Source organism: Paractinoplanes ferrugineus (assembly GCF_016862195.1).
GTDB classification, from domain to species: Bacteria; Actinomycetota; Actinomycetes; order Mycobacteriales; family Micromonosporaceae; genus Actinoplanes; species Actinoplanes ferrugineus.
In genome coordinates, this window is record NZ_BOMM01000014.1 from 35,055 (window position 1) to 54,991 (window position 19,937).

General features: G+C 70.5%; 17 protein-coding genes and 1 pseudogene. 4 read left to right on the forward strand and 14 right to left on the reverse strand.

What is annotated here, in order from left to right; genetic code table 11:
- Positions 1-17: 17 nt before the first annotated feature.
- Together Afe05nite_RS09770 and Afe05nite_RS09775 are read left to right on the forward strand one after the other, a co-directional pair.
- Positions 18-242 carry a DUF3107 domain-containing protein gene (locus tag Afe05nite_RS09770; RefSeq protein ID WP_203730086.1) on the forward strand — a complete coding sequence of 75 codons (225 nt, stop codon included), beginning with the start codon at positions 18-20 and terminating at the stop codon, positions 240-242.
- Positions 243-501: 259 nt separating this feature from the next.
- A pseudogene (locus tag Afe05nite_RS09775) lies at positions 502-2,232 on the forward strand (DEAD/DEAH box helicase); the annotation flags it as partial.
- 577 nt (positions 2,233-2,809) lie between these two features.
- Here the strand turns inward: Afe05nite_RS09775 and Afe05nite_RS09780 are convergent.
- Positions 2,810-3,454: a biliverdin-producing heme oxygenase gene (locus Afe05nite_RS09780; RefSeq protein ID WP_203816677.1), complete on the reverse strand. Its 645-nt coding sequence runs from the start codon at positions 3,452-3,454 to the stop codon at positions 2,810-2,812.
- A gap of 117 nt (positions 3,455-3,571) precedes the next feature.
- Between Afe05nite_RS09780 and Afe05nite_RS09785 the strand changes: the two genes are divergently transcribed.
- Positions 3,572-4,711: a class I SAM-dependent methyltransferase gene (locus Afe05nite_RS09785; RefSeq protein WP_203816678.1), complete on the forward strand. Its 1,140-nt coding sequence runs from the start codon at positions 3,572-3,574 to the stop codon at positions 4,709-4,711.
- Here Afe05nite_RS09785 and Afe05nite_RS09790 read toward each other — a convergent pair.
- From Afe05nite_RS09790 to Afe05nite_RS09810, 5 genes are all read right to left on the reverse strand, one after another.
- The gene (locus Afe05nite_RS09790) at positions 4,704-5,951 is read right to left on the reverse strand and encodes a DUF8832 domain-containing protein (RefSeq protein WP_239117685.1); all 1,248 of its coding nucleotides are present in this window, start codon (positions 5,949-5,951) and stop codon (positions 4,704-4,706) included. The genes Afe05nite_RS09785 and Afe05nite_RS09790 overlap by 8 nt on opposite strands.
- On the reverse strand, positions 5,944-6,156 hold the full coding sequence (locus tag Afe05nite_RS09795) for a heavy-metal-associated domain-containing protein (protein ID WP_203816679.1): 213 nt from the start codon (positions 6,154-6,156) through the stop codon (positions 5,944-5,946). The genes Afe05nite_RS09790 and Afe05nite_RS09795 overlap by 8 nt, the downstream gene beginning before the upstream one ends.
- Positions 6,157-6,196: 40 nt before the next feature.
- Positions 6,197-6,502 (reverse strand): metal-sensitive transcriptional regulator, encoded by a 306-nt coding sequence (locus Afe05nite_RS09800; RefSeq protein ID WP_203816680.1) that lies wholly within the window; start codon positions 6,500-6,502, stop codon positions 6,197-6,199.
- A gap of 104 nt (positions 6,503-6,606) precedes the next feature.
- Positions 6,607-8,772 (reverse strand): RecQ family ATP-dependent DNA helicase, encoded by a 2,166-nt coding sequence (locus tag Afe05nite_RS09805; RefSeq protein ID WP_203816681.1) that lies wholly within the window; start codon positions 8,770-8,772, stop codon positions 6,607-6,609.
- Between the two features lie 161 nt (positions 8,773-8,933).
- Positions 8,934-10,397, reverse strand: a complete 1,464-nt coding sequence (locus Afe05nite_RS09810) for a glycosyltransferase (protein WP_203816682.1) — start codon at positions 10,395-10,397, stop codon at positions 8,934-8,936.
- A gap of 95 nt (positions 10,398-10,492) precedes the next feature.
- Between Afe05nite_RS09810 and Afe05nite_RS09815 the strand changes: the two genes are divergently transcribed.
- Positions 10,493-10,891 carry a hypothetical protein gene (locus tag Afe05nite_RS09815; protein ID WP_203816683.1) on the forward strand — a complete coding sequence of 133 codons (399 nt, stop codon included), beginning with the start codon at positions 10,493-10,495 and terminating at the stop codon, positions 10,889-10,891.
- An 8-nt stretch (positions 10,892-10,899) separates the two neighbouring features.
- On the opposite strand, the gene Afe05nite_RS09820 is transcribed toward Afe05nite_RS09815, so the two are convergent.
- The 8 genes from Afe05nite_RS09820 to Afe05nite_RS09855 form a co-directional block, all read right to left on the reverse strand.
- Positions 10,900-11,625 carry an SDR family NAD(P)-dependent oxidoreductase gene (locus tag Afe05nite_RS09820; protein ID WP_203816684.1) on the reverse strand — a complete coding sequence of 242 codons (726 nt, stop codon included), beginning with the start codon at positions 11,623-11,625 and terminating at the stop codon, positions 10,900-10,902.
- Positions 11,626-11,648: 23 nt separating this feature from the next.
- Positions 11,649-13,649 (reverse strand): serine/threonine-protein kinase, encoded by a 2,001-nt coding sequence (locus tag Afe05nite_RS09825; RefSeq protein ID WP_203816685.1) that lies wholly within the window; start codon positions 13,647-13,649, stop codon positions 11,649-11,651.
- A 68-nt stretch (positions 13,650-13,717) separates the two neighbouring features.
- Positions 13,718-15,187 carry a fused MFS/spermidine synthase gene (locus Afe05nite_RS09830; protein WP_203816686.1) on the reverse strand — a complete coding sequence of 490 codons (1,470 nt, stop codon included), beginning with the start codon at positions 15,185-15,187 and terminating at the stop codon, positions 13,718-13,720.
- A gap of 7 nt (positions 15,188-15,194) precedes the next feature.
- On the reverse strand, positions 15,195-16,196 hold the full coding sequence (locus Afe05nite_RS09835; RefSeq protein ID WP_203816687.1) for a coiled-coil domain-containing protein: 1,002 nt from the start codon (positions 16,194-16,196) through the stop codon (positions 15,195-15,197).
- A 62-nt stretch (positions 16,197-16,258) separates the two neighbouring features.
- A complete protein-coding gene (locus Afe05nite_RS09840) occupies positions 16,259-17,032 on the reverse strand; it encodes an SDR family NAD(P)-dependent oxidoreductase (RefSeq protein WP_203816688.1) in 774 nt (257 codons plus the stop codon).
- Complete coding sequence (locus tag Afe05nite_RS09845) at positions 17,029-17,838, reverse strand: inositol monophosphatase family protein (RefSeq protein WP_203816689.1); 810 nt, start codon at positions 17,836-17,838, stop codon at positions 17,029-17,031. The genes Afe05nite_RS09840 and Afe05nite_RS09845 overlap by 4 nt, the downstream gene beginning before the upstream one ends.
- Positions 17,831-18,286, reverse strand: coding sequence for a response regulator (locus Afe05nite_RS09850; protein ID WP_203816690.1), 456 nt, complete (start codon positions 18,284-18,286; stop codon positions 17,831-17,833). The genes Afe05nite_RS09845 and Afe05nite_RS09850 overlap by 8 nt, the downstream gene beginning before the upstream one ends.
- Positions 18,287-18,342: 56 nt before the next feature.
- Entirely contained in the window at positions 18,343-19,932 is a 1,590-nt protein-coding gene (locus Afe05nite_RS09855; protein WP_203816691.1) for a sensor histidine kinase, read from the reverse strand.
- Positions 19,933-19,937 lie beyond the last annotated feature (5 nt).

Here is a 19,937-nt window from a genome sequence, read left to right on the forward strand (position 1 = left end):
TACAGAGGGAGGGCCCCGTGGAGGTCAAGATCGGCGTGCAGCACACGCCGCGTGAGCTGGTGCTGGAGAGCGCTCAGTCCCCGGCGGAGGTCGAGCAGGCCGTGACCGAGGCGATGGCCAAGGACAGCGTGCTGTCGCTCACGGATGAGAAGGGCCGCAAGGTGATCATCCCGATCGCCAAGGTGGCCTACGTGGAGATCGCCGAGTCGTCCAACCGGCCGTTCGGCTTCACCACGCGCTGAGGTAACTCCTCTTCCGGAGGGCATCCCGACGCATCGGGGTGCCCTCCCGTAACTTCGCTCTGAGGTGCACGATCTCGTAGTCGGGTAGACTGGCCCCGTTGCCGTCGACGTCGATTCGTTTCCGCCTACCCGGGGGAACAAGAATCGCCGCAGCAACCCGCGCGCGTGCGGCCCGCTTTGACCAGCGTGTGGCCCGCGCCCTACCCACAGCGCGCCCCTGAAACGACGGGCGCACCACGAGAGGCACCCGTAAAACTTCATGACCGACATCGAAAGTTCCGAACCAGCACTCGTACCAGTTGTCAATCGCGCCCCGGTCCGTCCCGACAGCCCCACCTTCGCCGAGTTGGGTGTCCGAGCCGAGACCGTCGAGGCGCTGGCGAAGGCCGGCATCACCCGGGCCTTCGCGATCCAGGAATACGCCCTGCCCATCGCCCTCCGTGGCACCGACCTGATCGGCCAGGCGCCCACCGGCACCGGCAAGACCCTCGGTTTCGGCCTGCCCCTGCTCGAGCGCGTTCTCGCGCCCAGCGAGGGCGCCGACGGCAAACCGCAGGCGTTGGTCGTCGTCCCCACCCGTGAACTGGGCCTTCAGGTCGCGCGCGACCTCGCCGCCGCGGGCAGCACGCGCGGCGTGCGGGTGCTGCCGATCTACGGCGGGGTGGCCTACGAGCCGCAGGTCGACGTGCTGAAGAAGGGCGTCGAGATCCTGGTCGGCACCCCCGGCCGCCTGCTCGACCTGGCCAAGCAGAAGCACCTGAAGCTCGCCTCGGTCAAGGCCCTCGTGCTCGACGAGGCCGACCGCATGCTCGACCTGGGCTTCCTCGACGACGTCGAGAAGATCCTCGCGATGCTGCCCGACCAGCGGCAGACCATGCTCTTCTCGGCGACCATGCCCGACCCGATCGTGGCCCTCTCCCGGCGCTTCCTGAGCCACCCGGTCACGATCCACGCCGGGCACACCGCTGACAGCGGCCCGTCCCCGCTGACCAAGCAGGTCGTCTATCGCACCCACCCGCTCAACAAGGTGGAGATGGTGGCGCGCATCCTGCAGGCCCGCGAGCGCGGCCTCACGATGATCTTCTGTCGCACCAAGCGGGCCGCCGACCGCCTCGCCGAGGACCTCGACTTCCGTGGCTTCGCCGTCGCCGCCGTGCACGGTGACCTGGGCCAGGGCGCGCGCGAGCGGGCCCTGCGAGCCTTCCGCAGCGGCAAGATCGACGTGCTGGTCGCCACCGACGTCGCCGCCCGCGGCCTGGACGTCTCCGGCGTCACCCACGTGATCAACTACGACTGCCCGGAAGACCCGGAGACCTACACCCACCGGATCGGCCGCACCGGTCGCGCCGGGGCCACGGGTGTCGCGGTCACCTTCGTCGACTGGGAAGACATGCCGCGCTGGGTGCTCATCGACAAGTCGATGGGCCTCAACATGCCGCAGCCCCCGGAGACCTACCACACGAGCCCCGCGCTCTACTCCGACCTTGACATCCCGACCGACATCTCGGGCACGCTGCCGACCGCGGAACGCAGCCGCGCCGGCCTCTCCGCCGAGATCGAGGAAGACCTCGGTGGTGGCGGTCGCCGCCGCCGGGAAAGCGCTCCGCGGGGTCGCACTGCACCCCGGCGAGGACGCAGCGACTCCCGCCCGGCCGAAGAGGCCGTGCCCTCCTCGGAGGAGAGCGGCGACCGGCCCAAGCGCCAGCGTCGCCGGCGCCGGGTCGCCGACGACGAGCCGAGTACGGCCGTGACGCCCGCCTCGACCGGTTCGTCGAGCTCGCCCGTCCCGGCTTCGTCCTCGCCGGCGGTTGCTTCGTCGGCGGCTGCCTCGTCGACCTTGACGGTTGCCACGCCGGCGGCGGAGGCAGCGGTCGAGGCGACCGAGCCGGCGGCGCCGAAGCGTTCGCGGAGCAGGCGACGCGTCCCGGCGACCACGATGCTCTTCGACGACGGCAGCAACGAGGCTCCCGCGGTCGGCTCCGACAGCGAGGCCGGCTCGGGCACCGACGCCGGCGCTGCTTCAGACACCGCGCCGCTCTCCGCCGCGAGCTCAACTTCCGGCACCGCCCGGCGCTCCCGCACTCGTGCTGCTGCCAAGTCCACCGGCTCGGTCTCCGGGTCCGACGTCGACTCGGCCGCGGGTTCGGCCCCCGGCTCCGGCCTGGAAGCCCACTCAGACTCCGGCCTGGAAGCCCGCTCCGACTCCGGCCTGGAAGCCCGCTCCGACTCCGACTTGGAAGCTGGTTCCGACGCGGCGGCCGACGACGGTGACTCGGACCAGCCCCGGCGCCGGCGTCGGCGTGGTGGGCGCGGCAGTCGCGGGTCGGGCAACGGTGGCGAGGCTACGGCCGACATGAGTGGCGGCTCCGAGGCCGGGGTCGGCACCACCGCCTGATCGAATTCCGTTTCGGCCACGTCCCCCGGTGGGGGACGTGGCCGAATGCGTTTGCGGGGCGTCGGGTGACCACCGGGGCCGGGCCGCAACGGGCGGACGGCCGTTCGTCCGACGGCGCTCCGACTGCTCGGCGGGACTCGGGCAGCCCGTATCCGTAGATGATTTTTGGAAGTCAGGTCCAGCGCTGCCGGAGGTCGTCGTGCATGGCGATGGTGAGCCGGCAGGCTTCGAGCACCTCGGTGATGAACTCGTCCTGTTCGTCGGGTGACCAGGGCACTGTGTCGAGTAACTGGCGGTAGTAGGTCTCGAAGGCTTCCGGGTCGAGGTCGGCGAAGACGAAGAATCGAAGGCCGTCACCGGCGAAACCGTAGGCGCGGGCAATGGCCCGGCCGAGTTGCCGGCCGCCGGAAAGGTCGCCCAGGTAGCGCGTGTAATGGTGGGCGACGAAGCCGATCGGGTGTGAGTTGGCGGCGTACCGCACGCGGGTGCAGTAGGTCGTGGTGGCCGGAAGCGCCGCGATTCTCGACGACCACCGTGGGCCGTAGAGAAACCGCAGGTCAGCCTCGAGCGCCGGCAATCGGTCGAGCTCCGGGAAGACGAACGTCCGGGCCACCGGGTCGTCGATCATCGTGCGCGCGGCGAGCTCGAGCGACTCGTAGAGGAACCAGTGCTGGGCCGCGAGATCGGCGTAGGCCTCCCACGGCAGCAGACCGGTGGCCAGCGCATCCAGGAATCTGCTGGAGTGGGCCGCGCCGTGCGCGATCCAGGTGTCCCGGCGCAGCCGGGCGGAGAGCCGGTGCATTCCCGGATCCGCCATCGCTGATCTCACCTTCTGTCACCGGTTTCGCTGGGGGCACAGCGTAGCCATTGATTTACTTCATGTCCCATACCTCGCGGCGGAATTCCGCGTCGAACGGCCAGGCACAATTGAGGGATGCCCCAGCCCTTGGCGGACGTTCTCGCCGAAGTTCGCACCCTCCTGCTCGATCCCGGGTTCACCCGCGCCGTGGCGGCCGGCCGCCGACGTGGTCTGACACCGTCCGTGACCAGGGCAGAACTACGCCCGGTGGCACTGAAGGCCGGCCCGAAGTTGCAGATCGTCACCGACGACGGCTCCCGTCCGTTCACGCGCAACGTCGCCCCGGGTGCGGAGGCCGGCGCGGCCGTCGACGAGCTGCTCGCGGAACCGTTCGGGAACTGGCATGTGGAGACGGCATCGGGCACCCTGCAGGTGCGGATCACCAAGAAGGGTGATGCTCAGGTGCATCGGTCCGCCCCGGTCGCGGCCGCTCCGCCCGCCGCCTCGCACGATCGGGCCAAGCAGTGGCTGCTCGATCCGGGTGACCCGTTGTTCTCGGTGATCGGCGGTAACGCGGCCAAGCGGCGCCAGGTCGACGCGTTCCTGCGCGCGCTGGCGGCCACGCTGCCCGCCTCGCTGCCGTCCCCGCTGCGCGTCGTGGACCTGGGCTGCGGCAATGCCTACCTGACCTTCGCCGCCTACCGGTATCTGGCCGGGCTGGGCGTCTCGGTCCAGGTGGTGGGCGTCGATGTGCGCGAGGATCAGCGCGTACGCAACACCGCCGTCGCCGAGTCTCTCGGCTGTTCCGACGATGTGACCTTCGTCGCCGGGACCATCTCGGACGCGTCGCTGCCGTTCACGCCGGACCTGGTGCTTGCCTTGCACGCCTGCGACACCGCCACCGACGACGCTCTCGCGCGGGCCGTGCGCTGGGAGTCGAGTTGGGTGTTGGCGGCGCCGTGCTGCCACCACGACATCGCCGCCCAGTTGAAGGGTTCTTCCGCGCCCGCCCCGTTCGGCGAGCTCACCCGCCACGCGATCATGCGGGAGCGCTTCGCCGACGTGCTCACCGATTCGCTGCGGGCTTCGCTGCTTCGGCTGAGCGGCTACAAGGTGGAGGTGGTCGAGTTCATCGATTCCGCCCACACCCCACGCAACCTGCTGCTTCGCGCGCGCCGCACCGGTGCCGCGCCGACCGAGGCCCAGCGCGAGGAGTACGAAAACCTGACCGGTCAGTGGTCCGTGACTCCCGCGCTGGCGAAGCTCCTCAGCTGACCTCGACCGTCCAAGCCGCGGTGTGGACCTGGCCGGCCACCTGGAAGTCGAAGAACATCCGGTAGGTCCCACCGCTCGGCACCGACAGCCAGAACTTGACCTTTCCGTCGACCGGCTGCGCCTCCGGATGGACGTGCACATAGGCCAGGTCGCCCGCACGCAGCACGACCAGGTGCCCGAACGCCCCCAGGTACGGTTCGAGCACGGCCGGCTTGCGGTCGGGTCCGGCCACGCCGAACAGCATCGGCTGCGTCGACTTGGTGCTGGGCTCGCCCTCGTAGCCGACCGCGAACCCGTCCGCAGCCACGGCCTTGACCGGCGCGGGCAGAGCAATGGGCAGGTAGTTGCCCGCCACCGTCAGGTCGCTGCCCAGCGTCGTCGCGATCTGCGTGCCCCCGACCACCGCCGTGAAGTCGGCGATCATCCGATAGATCCCGGGCTGCGCCAACGTCAGGTCGATCCCCCACGTCCCGTCGGCCGCCATGCTCGGGTGCAGATGCTGGAAGCCGCTCAGATCACGCCGAATCACGATCAGATGCAGCAACTTCTCATGCACGATCGCGTACGTCGTGACCGGCGCCCCGCCCGCCCCGACGATCCGGAAGCTGAGCCGCTGCTTCTGCCCCGCCGTGAACGTCGTCGTGGTCGGCACCAGGGTCAACCCACCCGAACTCAGGGAGAGTCCCCCCACCGCGGCCCCCATCGCGGTGGTCGGAGCCGCCCCACCCTGCGTCACGGTGCCATCGGTGTTGTGGGAGTGCGGCCGGCTCTCGTCCATGGCCATGCCCGGCATAGACGTTCCGGTCGTGCCGGCCACACCGCTCATCGGCGGAGCCGAGGCCGAAGTCGTGGAGTTGTTGAGCCGCCCGATCCCATAGCCCGCGAACAGCACCACAATCAGGAACGCCCCGAACGCCGCCAGCCGAAACCCAGCCTTGTCCCCCGCCGCCGCGGTTGACCTGGCAAGCCCGAACTCCGGCGCCCCGACATCATCCGCGCCGCCCAGCTGAGCCGTGGCAGTCGCGCGGGCCTCCTCAGCCGTGGCAGTCGCGCGGGCCGGCTGAGCCGTGGCAGTCGCGCGGGCCGGCTGAGCTGCGGCGGTCGTGGCCGCCGAGGGGGCCTCGGGGGTGGTACGGGCCGATTCGCCGCCCGTGGCCGGGCTTGGGTTGAGGCCGGTTTCCTCGCCGGCCGGTCGCGGGAGGGCGGCCGTCGGGTCGTCGGTGGGTGAGCCGTCAGGCATTCGCGAGCTCGTAGCCGGCCTCGTCGACCGCGGCACGCACAGCGTCGTCGGACAGGGGCTTCTCGCTGGTCACGGTGACCGTGCCGGACGACAGGTCGACCTGCACCTCCCCGACACCCGGCAGGGCGGAGAGCTCACCGGTGACGGCCTGGACGCAGTGCGAGCAGGTCATCCCGGTCACGGTGTAGGTGCTGGTCACAGCCATGAAACTGCCTTTCTGGAAGTTCTTCGAGATCGGCGCGTGTTCAGGAGCGCACGAGCCTGGCAATCGCGTCCGACGCCTCTTTGACCTTGGCGGTCGGGTCACCGGCCCGCGCCGCGTCGACGACGCAGTGGGCGAGGTGGTCTTCGAGCAGACCGACCGCCACCGCCTGAAGCGCACTCTTGGCGGCGGATATCTGAGTCAGGACGTCGATGCAGTAAGTGTCCTCGTCGACCATCCGCTGAAGCCCCCGGATCTGGCCCTCGATGCGTCGTAGACGCCCGAGCAGTGCCGCCTTGTCCCCGGAATAACCATGCGGACCGTGGTTTGTAGTCGGCTCTTCGGACATGACCGCCAGCATACCCCCTCCCCGTATCTGAACCACTCCCGGCTCCTGTCGCCAATCTTGACCACCGACAGCGGTTTTGTCATTGCATGGCACCCTTTAGCGGGTCACGCTGCGACCGCCAGCGCCAGCGGCAACACCCCGTCAGCGCCTGCTCGCCGGAGCGCCCGACCGGCCAGGACCATCGTCCAGCCGGAGTCGACCAGGTCGTCCACCAACAGGACCGGTCCACCCAACGACGGCAGCTCGGCGGCCACCTCGGCGGAGACGTGGAAAGCTTCGTGGAGCGCTCGCACACGCTGCGCGCTGTTGCCCCGCGCGCCCTCACCGGACGGCGCCGAGGAGGTGACCGCGCCCAGCAACGGAAGCCGGCCCACCCGCGCAATGTGCTCGGCAAGCGAGTGGATCAGTTGTGGATGCCGCTGCGAACCCATCTCGACCACGGCCGCCGGGCGACGCCGCCACGCATCCTCGCCGTGCGCCCAGGCCTTGAGGATCTCGACCACGGCGGCGGCGAGCTCGTCAGGAATGGGGCCGTCGGCCGACTCGGCTGCGACCACCGAGCGCAACCGGCTGCCCCAGCCCAGGTCGGACAGCCGGCCGACAGCACGACCCGGCTCGATCTGCTCGGCTGGGGTGATCTTGCCCTTGAGCGAGATGCCGACGGCAGCCATGCCGGTGGGCCACATCTTCTTGGGGGAGATCTCCACACCGGGCCGCCCCAGGAACGCGTCGGCGGCGGCCAGCGATGCGGGCAACACCTCCGCGTCGAACAGAGGCCCGGCACAGTTGTCGCAGCGGCCGCACGGCTTGGCCTCGGGGTCGTCCAGGCAACGGCGCAGGAACTCCATGCGGCAGGTGTCGCTCACCGCATACTCCACCATGGTCTGCTGCTCGACGGAGCGCGCCTCGGCCACCCGGCGCAACCGTGCGGTGTCGTAGGTCCACGGCTCGCCGGTGGCGAGCCAGCCACCGCGGGCCCGACGGACCGCCCCGTCGACGTCGAGGACCTTGAGCATCATCTCGAGGCGGTTGCGACGCAGGTCGACCAGCGGCTCCAGAGCCTGCGTCGACATCGGACGGTCGGCGGCGAGGTTGGCCAGCACCAACCGGACCTGATCCTCCGGCGGGAACGCCAGCGACGCGAAATAACGCCAGATTGCCGCGTCCTCCTTGCCCGGCAGCAGCACCACCTCGGCGTGCTCGACGGCCCGCCCGGCCCGGCCGACCTGCTGGTAATAGGCGATCGGCGACGGCGGCGCACCGACATGGACCACGAAGCCGAGGTCGGGTTTGTCGAAGCCCATGCCGAGCGCCGACGTCGCGATCAGCGCCTTGATCTTGTTGTCCTGCAGGTCCTGCTCGGCGGCCCGGCGCTCGGCGTCTTCCACCTGACCGGTGTAGGACGCCACCGGGAAGCCCCGCGAACGCAGGAAGTCAGCGGTCTCGGTCGCCCCGGCGACGGTCAGCGTGTAGACGATGCCAGAACCGGGAAGCCGGTCGAGGTGGTCGGCGAGCCAGGCGAGCCGGTGCGCCGCATTGGGCAGATCGAGCACGGCCAGCCGCAGCGAGTCGCGGTCGAGGGTGCCGCGCAGGACCAGCGCGTCACCGAGCTGCTCGGCGACGTCGGCGGTCACCCGGGCATTGGCCGTCGCGGTGGTGGCCAGCACCGGCGTGCGACCGGGCAGGCCGGCCAGGAAGGTGCGCAGCCGCCGATAGTCAGGACGGAAGTCGTGACCCCAGTCGGAGACGCAGTGGGCCTCGTCGACCACGAGCAGGCCGGTGCTCGCGGCCAGGCCGGGCAGCACGTTGTCGCGGAAATCGGGGTTGTTGAGCCGCTCCGGGCTGATCAGCAGCACGTCGACCGAGCCCGCTCGGATCTCGTGCTCGATCTCGGACCACTCGTCGAGATTTGCCGAGTTGATCGTGCGGGCCTGGATGCCGGCCCGGGCGGCCGCCTCGACCTGGTTGCGCATCAGGGCGAGCAGTGGCGACACGATGACGGTCGGCCCCGCCGGTGGGTCGCCGGGCTCGGCCGTGACACCGTCACGCAGCAGGGCGGTCGCCACGAAATAGACCGCCGACTTGCCCCACCCGGTGCGCTGCACGCAGAGCACTCGCCGCCGATCGACGGTAAGCGCCTCGATAGCCCGCCACTGGTCCTCGCGAAGGACGGCATGCTCGCCGGCGAGCCGGCGCAGCACCTCCTCGGCGCGCTCACGCACCGCTGCTCGCTCGGCCACCTCGGCTGTCGTCCGCGTTGTCTCGGTCACCCGGCATGTCTATCAGCCGGCACCGACAGAACTTGAGTTATCCACAGGCCAGCCCGTTGTCCACAGGCTGGCAAGAAAGTTGAACGCGGCTCGCCGGACCGGCGCCAGAATCGGCCTGTCCACGCGACCGGAAGGAACCGATCATGATCCCGAAGAGCAGGTCAGCGAGTCAGCAGTCCCTCAATCAGGTCACCGGCTCTCGTCGCACCGCCGGCAGCCGTCACGGCCGCTCCGAGCTCCCGGGCCCGCGCTCGGAAGCCGGAGTCGGCAAGCACCTGATCGACAGCCGCCGCGACCCGGGCCGCCTTCGGGGTCCCGGTCCGCAGGTCGAGGCCCGCGCCCGACCAGCGCACCCGGCGCGCCACCTCAGGCTTGTCCAGCGATCCCCCGGCGACGACGAGCGGGACACCGGCCTGGATGGCGGCCAGCACACCACCCCACCCACCGTTGGTGACCATGACGTCCACCTGCGGGAGCAGCAGATCGTGCGGCAGAAACGCGGCCGCCCGAGCGTTGCCCGGCAGCGAGCCGAGCGTGGCCGGGTCGGCTCCACCGGTCGTGCAGACGACGAGCACGTCCCGGTCGGCGAGCCCCTCCATGGCCGGCCGAAGAAGGTCTGCCGGGTCGACGTCGAGCGTTCCCTGCGTCACGTGGATTACGGCGCGCGCGGCGGCGAGATCGGCCCACCATTCGGGGAGGCCGGCTGACCCGGCCACAGCCGGATCGGGCGAGCGAGCCGCGCTGATGAGGCCGGCTCCGCTCTCCGGCGCACCGCCAGCGGTCCGGCCGGCCACGTCCGAGGGGGACGCTTCGCCCGCGTGAGTGACCTCGCCCGCGAGGCCGGCACCGTCCTCCGGAGCGGCCGCAAGGCCGCCCGGGGTGGCGGCGCTCGACAGGGTGGCGGCGCTCGGCGAAGCGGGGGCGAGGCGGCCTACGAAGTGGACGTATGGCGGGAGGTCGGGGCGCGGGTATTCGAGGCCGGGGATGCCTTGGGCGATGATCAGGTCGGTGGAGTAGATGTCGTCGAAGAGTTGGCCGGGGCGGACCGGGCCGAGGCCTACGTCGGCTCGGAACCGGTTGAGTCTCGGATCGGAGACGCGCCGGTAGACGGCGCCGGTAAGGCCTCGGAGAGCGGCGTCCCGAGCGCGGCCGAGCGCGTTGGTGGCTGGGAGCCAAGGAGCACCGAGAGGAGGTAAGTGGTGGCTTGTCAGGGACAACGGCGTGACGGTCACGGTGGCCCAGGGGATGCCGAGCGCCTGGCCCGCGATGGCGCCGCCGAAGGCCACCTGGTCGGTCACCAGCAGGTCATAGGGTGCGCCGGCCAAGATGTCGGCGATCTGGCCGGCTGTGGTGCCGAACAGGACGTGTTCGCCGTTGGCCCGGGTGCCTCGGATTCCCTTGCCGTCGCCGACCGCGGGGAAGGTGGCGGCCAGGTCGGCGTCGTCGAAGTCGGTGGCTTTGATCCAGGGGAGCCACGAGGCGCCGGCCTTGATGAAGCGGTCGCGGTATTTCCCCCCGGTGTAGGCAACCACCTCGTGGCCGCGTCGCACGAGCTCAGCAGCCACCGCGCTCATCGGGCCGACATGCCCGGCGAAGGGCATCGACGCCACCAGGATCCTCGCCATGCCCGTGACGGTATCGGACAAGGACTACGCGGTGGTACCGCTGCGGTCTGGTGGAAAACTTTGACAAAAAAAGTTGTCGGTGACAGGCTCAGATCATGTCGAAGACGATCGCCGAGAAGCTGCTTATCAAGCCGAACACGACCGTGTGGCTGTCCGACCCGGCGCGGCTGTCAGTGCTCACGCCGATGCCTGAGGGCGTGCGCGAGGTCGCCGCGCTCGCCACGGCCAGCACGGCGGTGCTGTTCGCCGACGACGCGGCGGGCGCGCGCAAGCTTCTCGAGGAGCACCGGGCCGACCTGACGAAGCCGGGCGTGTTCTGGGTGGCCTATCCGAAAGGCAACAAGGCCGACATCAACCGCGACAGCCTGTGGCCCATCGTCGCCGACTACGACATGCGGCCGTGCGGCCAGGTCGCGATCGACGACCGCTGGTCGGGGCTGCGCTTCCGCCCCAACCGCGCCGACGAGGGCCGCTTCACCGGCGGCACGAAATAGCCGAGGGGTCAGCGACCCAGGACGGTGCCGCCGTTCACGTTGATGATCTGGGCGGTCACGAAGCTTCCGCCCGGACCGGCCAGCCAGCGGACCGCCTCGGCGATCTCGTCGGGAGTGCCGGAGCGCTTCAGCAAGCTCTGATTCACCCGGCGCTCGTGGCCCTCCGGAGTCATCCGGCCGTCGAAGAACTCGCTGTCGGTGATGTAGCCGGGCGAGATCACGTTGGCGGTGATGCCGGACTCGCCGAGCTGGGTGGCCAAGTCAAGCACGTAACCGTGCAGGGCCGCCTTGGCCGCCGAATAAGGGCCTCCGCCACCTCGCTGGGCGGCGATCGAGCTGGTCAGGATGATGCGGCCGCCGGGCCGGCGCAGGAACGGGAGCAGGGCCGTGGTCATCAGGACGGCGGAGAGGACGTTCGAGTCGAAGGTGGCATGCCAGCGGGCGGCCACCTGGTCGAGAGTGGAGTCGTCGCCCGAGACGAAAGCCCCGGCGTTGTTGACCAGCACGTCCAGGGCACGGTCGCTGACTGCCGCGACGACCTGCGGGATCTGGGCCGGGTCGGAGACATCGGCGGTCACGGCGGTGGCCTGGGGGCCGATCCACTTCACGGCGTCGGCAAGCACCTCGGGGCGACGGCCGACTATCAGCACGTCGTAACCCTCGCCCGCCAGCATGCCGGCCGTAGCCCGGCCGATTCCCGTTCCGCCCCCGGTCACCACCGCAAGTCTTGACATGACACTGACCCTAGTCCGAGGGCTCACAGAGCCAGGGAGAAGCCCGAGCCCGTGCGGCCCGTCGGCGGTGGCAGCGTCGGAATCACCGGTGCGGGCGGCGGGGTGGTCGACTGCTGGCGGTGTACGCGTTTACGCGGCGTGCTGCTCTTGCTCGGTGGCCGGTCGCGTTTCGAGGTGCCGCCACCGACGGAACGGGCCGGCTGGGACTTCGCGGCGGAGGGGCCGGCCGCGTCGCCGATCGTCTGGGTCGTGCCGCCCAGCACCTCGGCGCGGCAACGACGACCGTCCAGCGAGAACGCCAAGGGCAGCGGGTTGTAGCCACGGTAGTCGCCGCGCAGAGCGAACCGGCGCAGCGTGCCACGGCCCCGGGCGATCACCTTGCGGCCCTTCTGGCTCACCGCCTTGGGAGTGGCGGTCAGCCGCTGCGAACCCGGATAGACGAACACCACACGCCACGCGCCGCGACCGATCTCGTCGGTGGTGGCTACCGTCAGCAGGGCGTCGTAGTCCCGGCCCGAGTCGCGTTTGAGCTGGTAGCGGACGGAACAGACGGTGTCCTCGGGGGCTGCCGCGGCCGGGCCGGCGCCCGCCGCCTGGGCCTCCTCGACCTTCGGCGTCTCACGGGTCGCGGCCCAACCGACCCCCGCGGTGGCCAGCAGCGCGGCCGTGACCAGCGTGGCTTGCAGACGATGACGTCCGGCCAGCAGGGCACGCCCGGTCACCTCGCGAGCCGTCCCACCCCCGGCGAAGAGCCCGCCGCCGAGCGGCCGCACCCGGCCGACGCGCAGCCGGCCGGCGACTCGGAGCCCGGTCCGGAGCCGCCACAGACCAAGCGAAGCACGCAGCTGCCGAGTCCGCTCAAGCGAAGCCGAAGCCAAGGTCGACGCGGAAGCCAAGGACGAAGCCGAAGCCAAGGACGAGGCGGAAGGCGAGGTAAAGGTGAGCGCGGAAGCCGTGGTCAGGGCAGAAGGCGAAGCCGACGCGGCGGGTGAGGGTGGGGCAGCAGAGGGTGGGGCAGCCGAGGGTGGGGCGGAAGCGGAGGGCGGAGTCGGGGTCAGGGCGGAAGCTGGGGTCGCGCGGGTGGAGACGGCCGGCGATGGCCGGGGGGCGACGGCTCGGATCGGGGCTGGGGCGTCGGCGGGGCGCAGGCGAAGCGGTGGCAGGAGGGGCTGGATACCGACGGTGGCGGCCAGGGTTCGGGCGGCTTGGGCGGCGTCGGGGCGATCGGCCGGCTTCTTGGCGAGGAGGCTCAGGCACAGGACGCTCACCGCGGACGGCATCTCGGGCAGGTCGGGCAGCGGGGCGGGATCGGCGTACAAGTGGGCTCGTAATGCCTCGGCCGTGGTTTCGGCCGGCCATGGGAGGCGGCCGGTCAGCGAGCGGTAGAGGAGCAGGCCGAGGGCGTATACGTCGGTGGCGGCGGCGACGTGGGAACCACCGAGCCGTTCGGGGGCCAGGTAGGCGGGGGTGCCGAGGAGGCTGCCGTCGGGGGCGGAGTCGCGTTCGCCGATGACCGCCGAGATCCCGAAGTCGACGACCTTCGCGCCGGCCCCGGTCAGCATCACGTTGGCGGGCGTCACGTCTCGGTGCACGACGCCCCGCGCATGGGCCGCGGCCAGCGCCGAGGCCACCTCGACGGCGACCGCGACGGCCTCGCGCCACGGCAGCGGGCCCCGCCGGGAGAGCCGGGCCGCCACCGACTCGCCGTCGTTCAGTTCCATCACCACGTAGGGGACGGTGAGGCTCTCGGCGAGCGGCGACTCGCCGAAGTCGAAGATCCCGGTGATGTGCGGATGGCTCAGCCGGGCGGCGGCGAGGGCCTCCTGCCGTAACCGGTCGCGGAAGCTCTGGTCGTCGGCGTGCCGGGGGGACAGCACCTTGACCGCGATCGGGCGGCCGAGCGTCTCGTCGTAGCCGCGCCAGACCTCCGACATGCCGCCGGTGCCGAGTTTCTCGACGAGCCGGTACCGCCCGCCGATACGGCGCGGGACGGCATCATGACCTTTTCGCTCCGTCCGCCCCATCTGCCGATTGTGACCCGGTTGACCGGCCCACGGCGCCGCACGGCGAAACCCAGCGAGACAAACCGCATTTAGTACGTGAGAAGCTGGTCGACCGGCGCGTAGTCGTCGGTCAGCACCCGCGAGTCCCCCGCGAACCCGGCCCCGTCCTGCAGCGTGACCGGCTCCTTCAACGTGGCGAGCTTCGGCCGGATCGCGTCGAGCGGCAGCGGGCTTCGCGACGCCACGATCACGAAGTTGGCGCCCCGCTCACCGGCCAGGGCATCCGGCGGGGCAATGAGCGCGACGTGCGGAAACACCGCCGCGACGGTGGCCAGCTCGGCCTTGATGAAGCGGTCCGGCGGGTAGTCGATCACGTTCTGGACGTAGATGCCGGTGGGGCGCATGACCCGGGAGATGTCGGCGATCATCTCGCGGGTCGAGAGGTGCCAGGGAACCACGAGGTAACCGAACGCGTCGCCGACCACCAGGTCGTAGGCGCCGGTGGGCTGGGCGGCGAGCCCGACCCGGGCGTCCCCCACCCGTACCCGCAGGTCGGGGCCGGTGACCAGGCCCAACGATCGCTTGTCGAGGTCGACCAGCCCGCCGTCGAGCTCGATCACCTGCTGCTGGATGCCGGGCCGGGTCCTGCGCAGGTAGCCGGGCATGGTGAACCCACCGCCGCCGAGGTGCAGCGCGTCGGCGGGGGCGAGCACGTCGGCGACGGCCGCGATCCACTGGATGTAGGCGAACTCGAGGTGGGTGGGGTCGTCGAGGTCGACGTACGAGTGTCGCGCGGAGTTGAGGATCAGCGTGCGACCGCCCGGCACCGCGGGATCCTTGTCGACCCGCGCGCAGTGGTAGGCCGTCTCGACGTCGCACGGTGTCGGCCCGACCGCTCCGAGCCCGGCTCCGGCCAGCCCCAACGTGATCAGCATCGCCCGGGTGCGCGGCCGGCCGGGCAGGTCACGGCGCAGCCACCAGGCAAGTGCGAGACCACCGAGGGCGAGCAGTCCGGCCAGGCTCAGGATGATCCAGTTGGTGGGCAGGGCGGCCACGAAGATGAAGCCGGTGGCGAGGGTCGCGGTGATCGCCCCGAGGGTTCCGATGCTGGACAGCCGCCCGACCACCGAGCCGGTCCGCTCGAGGTCGCTGAGCTGGAGCTTGACGACCAGGGGCGTGATCGTGGACAGCAGGAACGCGGGCAGGAAGACGGCCATGGCGGCGAGCAGCAGCACGGCCGAGGCGGCCCCGCCGCGCAGCAGCTCCCCGCCGTAGCGGACCAGCGGCAACGTCACGGCGGTGCCGATGGCGCCCAGCAGCAGGGCCGGTGCGAGCAGGGCACGCGGGTCGAACCGGTCGGCGAGGCGGCCACCGAGCCAGGTCCCGTACGCGATGGCGGCCAGCGAGATCCCGATGACCGAGCTGCTCACCTGGAGGGTGACGCCGACGTACGGCCCGACCAGCCGCAACGCGACGATCTCGAGGACGAGGACGGCGCCGCTGGCGGCGAAGACGAGCGCGGTGGCGAGTCCGGACGGAAGAGAACGCGGAGTTTTCAACAAACCATCACAACATCGACAGGTGGACGTGGTTGGTGTGCACCGCGGCGGGTCCGCCACTGGCGCTGTACGCCTTCCACCCGGTCCCGGGCATCCAGATCTGCCGGTACCAGATCACATACATGATCCCGAGCCTATCCGCGTTCTTGACGAAGAACGCGGCCAGGTTGTTGCCGTACGTCTTGTCGGCGCCGGACGCCGCCACGTCCTGGAAGCCGGCCTTGTTGGCCGAGAAGTCGCAGGCCCGGCCCTTCGGATGCTCGCCGGAGGACCGCTTCGAGTAGCAGTTCGTGTAGTGGGTGAAGTCGGCCGCCACCGCTTCCTGGTAGGCGTGCAGGGTGCGCGCCGTGATGCACCCGGAAGTGGTCGGGTCGTCGACCGTGCACGACTCCTTGGGCCAGGAGCCGTCGGAGTTGCGGGGCGCGGGCTTGGCAAGCGGCGAGTTGGCGTTGACGAAGCCGCCGGCCGCGCCGCCACCGCCGACACTGCCGAGGGCCAGCTCGGCTTCTTTCTTCTTCCTGGTGAGCGCCGTGACCTGCTTCTCCTGCTCGCGGATCTCCTTGTCGACGGCGGCTTTGGCGGCCTGGGCGGTGGCGAGATCGGCGCGGTACTGCCCGAGGATTTGACCGTCGAGCTGGGCGATCATGTCGAGGTTGCGCACCCGTTCCAGGAACTGGTCGGGCGACCCGGCGTTCAGCAGCATCGTCATCGTGCTGGTGCGGCCCATCCGGTAGGACCGGCCGGCGATCGAGCCGACCTGCGCCTCGAGTGACCTGGCGTCGGCGGTCGCGGTGACGACGGTGGCCTGGAGCGCGGTCTGCCGCTTCTTGGACGCGGTGAGTTTCTGGATCGCGTCGGCCTGGCCTTTGGCCGCGGACTCGAGCGCGTTGCGCAGCGTCTTGCTGTCACCCTCGTCGGGATCGGCAAGCGCGGGTGTGCTCACCAGGAACACGGATGCGACGAGCAGCGCCAGGACAGCGCTGATTCGTCGAAGGACAACCGCCGCCACGATTACCTCCCGGAAGTCAGCGCGGGTACTTTACCGTGCTGCGCAAGGGAGTCGCGGAGCGTTCAGGTCGCGGAATAGCCACCGTCGACGAAGAGTGTCTGGCCGGTTACCGCGACGGATGCGTCGCTGGCCAGAAAAACAGCACAAGCACCGAAATCTTCCGGTACGCCGTTTCTGCCGATCATCGTACGGGCGGCGTGTCCGGCCACTTTGGTCTCGTCCGCGAACACCGCCTCGGTCAGCGGGGTGTGCACGACGCCGGGCGCGATCGCGTTGCAGCAGACCCCGTGCCGGGACCAGGCCTCGGCCTGCGACCGGGTGAGCCCGACGAGGCCGGCTTTGGCCGCCCCGTAGGCGCCGGAGTTTCCGTAGGCCCGGAACGCCTGCTGAGAGACCACATTGATGATTCGTCCCCAGCCACGGTCGGCCATCCGCGGCCCGAACGCCTGGCCGAGCAGGAACGGCGCGGTCAGGTTGGCGGCGAGCGTCACGTCCCAGTCGTCGACGGTGAGCTCGTCCATCGGCGGGCGGCGGTTCACCCCGGCCGAGTTCACGAGCACGTCCGGAACCCCGTACCGATCAATGATCTTGGTGATGACGCCGGTGACCGCCGCCCGATCGGCGAGATCCGCGGAGATCGCGTGGCCCTGCGCGCCGTGCTCGCGCAGCTCGGCCACCACCTCGGCCATCGGCGCCTCGCGCCGGGCCACCAGCACCACCGTCGCGCCCGCTCGCCCGAGGGCGACGGCCATCGCCCGGCCGATGCCCGAGCTGCCGCCGGTGACCACCGCCAGGCGGCCGGCCAGGCCGAAGACCTCGTCGAGGTACGCGTTCACAGAACCGAAGTGTCCGGAAAGAGGGTGTCCCGGACCGTGTGCCACACGTCGTCGTTGGGCGTCACCAGCAAGCCGCGCTCGCTGTCCGCCGGGCTGTAGGACGAGCCGTCGAGGTGCCGGACCGTGCCGCCGGCCTCCCGGACGATGAGCGAACCGGGCACGTGATCCCACGGCAGGATGCGCCAGAACAGCGCGAACTGCTGCTCGTCGGTGGCCACCGCCGGATATTCGTAGCCGGCGCAGTGGTGACCCGCGGTCACCTGGCCGAGTGCCGGAGCGTTCGCGGTGGCGATCTCCCGGAGGTGCTGCGGAAGGTAACGGCTGGCCACCACCCCGCGCAGGGCCCGGGTGCCGGGATCATCGGTGCGGGTCTTGATGCGTACGCCGTCGCGATAGGCCCCCGCGCCCGCCTCGGCCACCGTCAGGTGGTTGCCCGGAACGTCGAGAATCCAGGACGCCGCCGCCTCGCCGTCCCGCACCAGCGCGACCATGATGGCGAACGGCGTCTTACCGGCCGCGAAGTTGTTGGTGCCGTCGACCGGGTCGACGATCCACACCGCACCCGGGTCGCCGACCCGGTCGATCAGCCGCGCGTCGGCCGCGACCGCCTCCTCGCCGACCACCGCCGAACCCGGCAGCAGCGCGGTGAGCCCGGCCGTCAACGCCTTCTCCGCCTCCTGGTCGGCGACGGTGACCAGGTCACCGGGCGCCTTCTGGTGGACCTCGTTTTCGGCCAGGTGACGGAAGCGCGGCAACACGATGGTGGCCGCGACCTCCCGGATGAGATCGGCGACCTGATCAAGCACGCGGCGGCAACTTCACGACGCTGACGAAGAACTCGTCGATCTGGCGGATCACCGCGATGAACCGCTCGAAGTCGACCGGCTTCGTGACGTACGCGTTGGCGTGCAGTTGGTAGCTGCGCAGGATGTCCTCGTCGGCGGCCGAGGTGGTGAGCACGACGACCGGGATCCGGCCCAGCTCCTCGTCCTTCTTGATCTCCTCGAGCACCTCACGGCCGTCCCGCCGGGGCAGGTTGAGATCGAGCAGGATCAGGTCGGGGCGGGCGGCGTCGGCGAACTCGCCCTCCCGGCGGAGGTAGGCCAGCGCCTCGGCCCCGTCGGAGACGACGGTGAGCCGGTTGCGGACCTTGTGCTCCTCGAACGCCTCCTGAGTCATCAGGACGTCACCGGGGTCGTCCTCCACCAGGAGAACCTCGATCGGAGTGCCATCGGCACGAAGCGGAGATGTCACGCTCTACCTACTTTCCAGCGACATAGCACGCATCCGCGACGCTCTCTTCGCTCGTGTCACGCTGCGACCTCTTCCGGTGTCCCGTCCGTGGGCGTCACTTCAACGTCCGTGGCGCCAGGAACCACCGGAAGTGTGAAGTTGACCGACGTGCCTTCCTCGACGTCGAGGTCCAGCCAGATCCGACCACCATGATATTCGACGATCTTCTTCACGATGGCCAGCCCGATCCCGGTTCCCTCATAGGCGTCCCGGGCGTGCAACCGCTGGAAGATGACGAAGACCTTGTCGGCGAACTCGGCCTCGATACCGATGCCGTTGTCGCGGACGTTCACCACCCACTCGTCGTCCTCGCGCCGCGCGCTGATCCGCACCACCGGCGGCACGCCCTCCCGCCGGAACTTCAGCGAGTTGCCGATCAGGTTGACGAACAGCGTGGTGAGCAGCGGCTCCTCGCCCTCCACGGTGGGTAGGTCGGCCCAGCTGATCTCGGCGTCCTCGCCGGCCCGGACCTCCAGCTGCGACCGCACCTCGGTGAGCACCCGGTCGAGGTCGACGTCGGTGAAGCCGTTGGTGATCCGGCCGATCCGGGAGAACGCCAGCAGGTCGTTGATCAGGCGCTGCATCCGCTGGGCGCCGTCGACCGCGAACCCGATGTATTGATCGGCGCGTTCGTCCATCTGTCCGCCGTAGCGGCGCTGGAGCAGTTGGCAGAAGCTGGCCACCTTGCGCAGCGGCTCCTGGAGGTCGTGCGACGCGACGTAGGCGAACTGCTCGAGGTCGCGGTTGGACCGGGTCAGCTCCTCGGCCTGCACCTTGAGCTGCTCGTTCACCCACTCGACCTGGCTGCGCGCCTCGCGCACCTCGGTCAGCTCGGAGGCGATCTTCTGCCGCATGCCGTCCACGTCGGCGGCGAGGCTGCCCAGCTCGGGCGAGCCCACGCTCTCGATGTGCCGGTCGTAGTCGCCGTTGGCGACCTCACGGACCTGCGCGGCGAGTTCCACCACCGGGCGGCTGACCAGGCGGTCGAGCAGCAGGAGCAGGCCGGCCCCGGCGATGATGATGATCGCGGCCGCGGCGATCAGGATCGACACCATGGTCTGGCTGCTCTTCTTGGCCGCGTCGGCGGAGGCGGCCCGCAGCAGCTGGATGTCGTCCTGCATCTTGGCGATGGCGGCCCGCACCGAGTCGAAGGCGGCGGTCGAGCCGGCCGCGATCCGCGCCTGGCCGGCCTGGGCGCCCTCGGTGCGTACGGTCGTCACCACCGGGTCGGCGACCTCGGCGTGCCAGGCCCGCGCCCGGGTCCTGACCACGTCCAGGTCGGCCCGGACCGTGGTGTTGTCCGGTCGCAGCAACCCCTCGATCCGACTGATGAGGCGCTGTTCCTCGGCCATGCCGTTGGTGTAGGGCGCGAGGTTGCTCTCCCGGCCGGTGATGGCGTAGCCCCGGATCCCGGTCTCCTGGTCGACGAGCGCCGTGTTCAGCGACTCGCCGGCGGCCCGCATCGGGCTGGTCCGGTTGAGCACGTCGTCGAGCTGGCGGTTGTGCTGGGTGGCGGTGATCACGGCGTACACCGCGAGGGCGCTCAACAGAACGCCGACCGTGACGCACAGAGCCGCGATCCGCCTGCGCAGCGTCCACCGACGCATGTCGA

Excerpts from the sequence above, each read along its gene's own strand:
- Afe05nite_RS09780 (WP_203816677.1), bottom strand. The coding sequence starts at position 3,454 with ATGGCGGATCCGGGAATGCACCGGCTCTCCGCCCGGCTGCGCCGGGAC.
- Afe05nite_RS09785 (WP_203816678.1), top strand. The coding sequence starts at position 3,572 with ATGCCCCAGCCCTTGGCGGACGTTCTCGCCGAAGTTCGCACCCTCCTG.
- Afe05nite_RS09790 (WP_239117685.1), bottom strand. The coding sequence starts at position 5,951 with ATGCCTGACGGCTCACCCACCGACGACCCGACGGCCGCCCTCCCGCGA.
- Afe05nite_RS09795 (WP_203816679.1), bottom strand. The coding sequence starts at position 6,156 with ATGGCTGTGACCAGCACCTACACCGTGACCGGGATGACCTGCTCGCAC.
- Afe05nite_RS09800 (WP_203816680.1), bottom strand. The coding sequence starts at position 6,502 with ATGTCCGAAGAGCCGACTACAAACCACGGTCCGCATGGTTATTCCGGG.
- Afe05nite_RS09810 (WP_203816682.1), bottom strand. The coding sequence starts at position 10,397 with ATGGCGAGGATCCTGGTGGCGTCGATGCCCTTCGCCGGGCATGTCGGC.
- Afe05nite_RS09815 (WP_203816683.1), top strand. The coding sequence starts at position 10,493 with ATGTCGAAGACGATCGCCGAGAAGCTGCTTATCAAGCCGAACACGACC.
- Afe05nite_RS09820 (WP_203816684.1), bottom strand. The coding sequence starts at position 11,625 with ATGTCAAGACTTGCGGTGGTGACCGGGGGCGGAACGGGAATCGGCCGG.
- Afe05nite_RS09825 (WP_203816685.1), bottom strand. The coding sequence starts at position 13,649 with ATGGGGCGGACGGAGCGAAAAGGTCATGATGCCGTCCCGCGCCGTATC.
- Afe05nite_RS09855 (WP_203816691.1), bottom strand. The coding sequence starts at position 19,932 with ATGCGTCGGTGGACGCTGCGCAGGCGGATCGCGGCTCTGTGCGTCACG.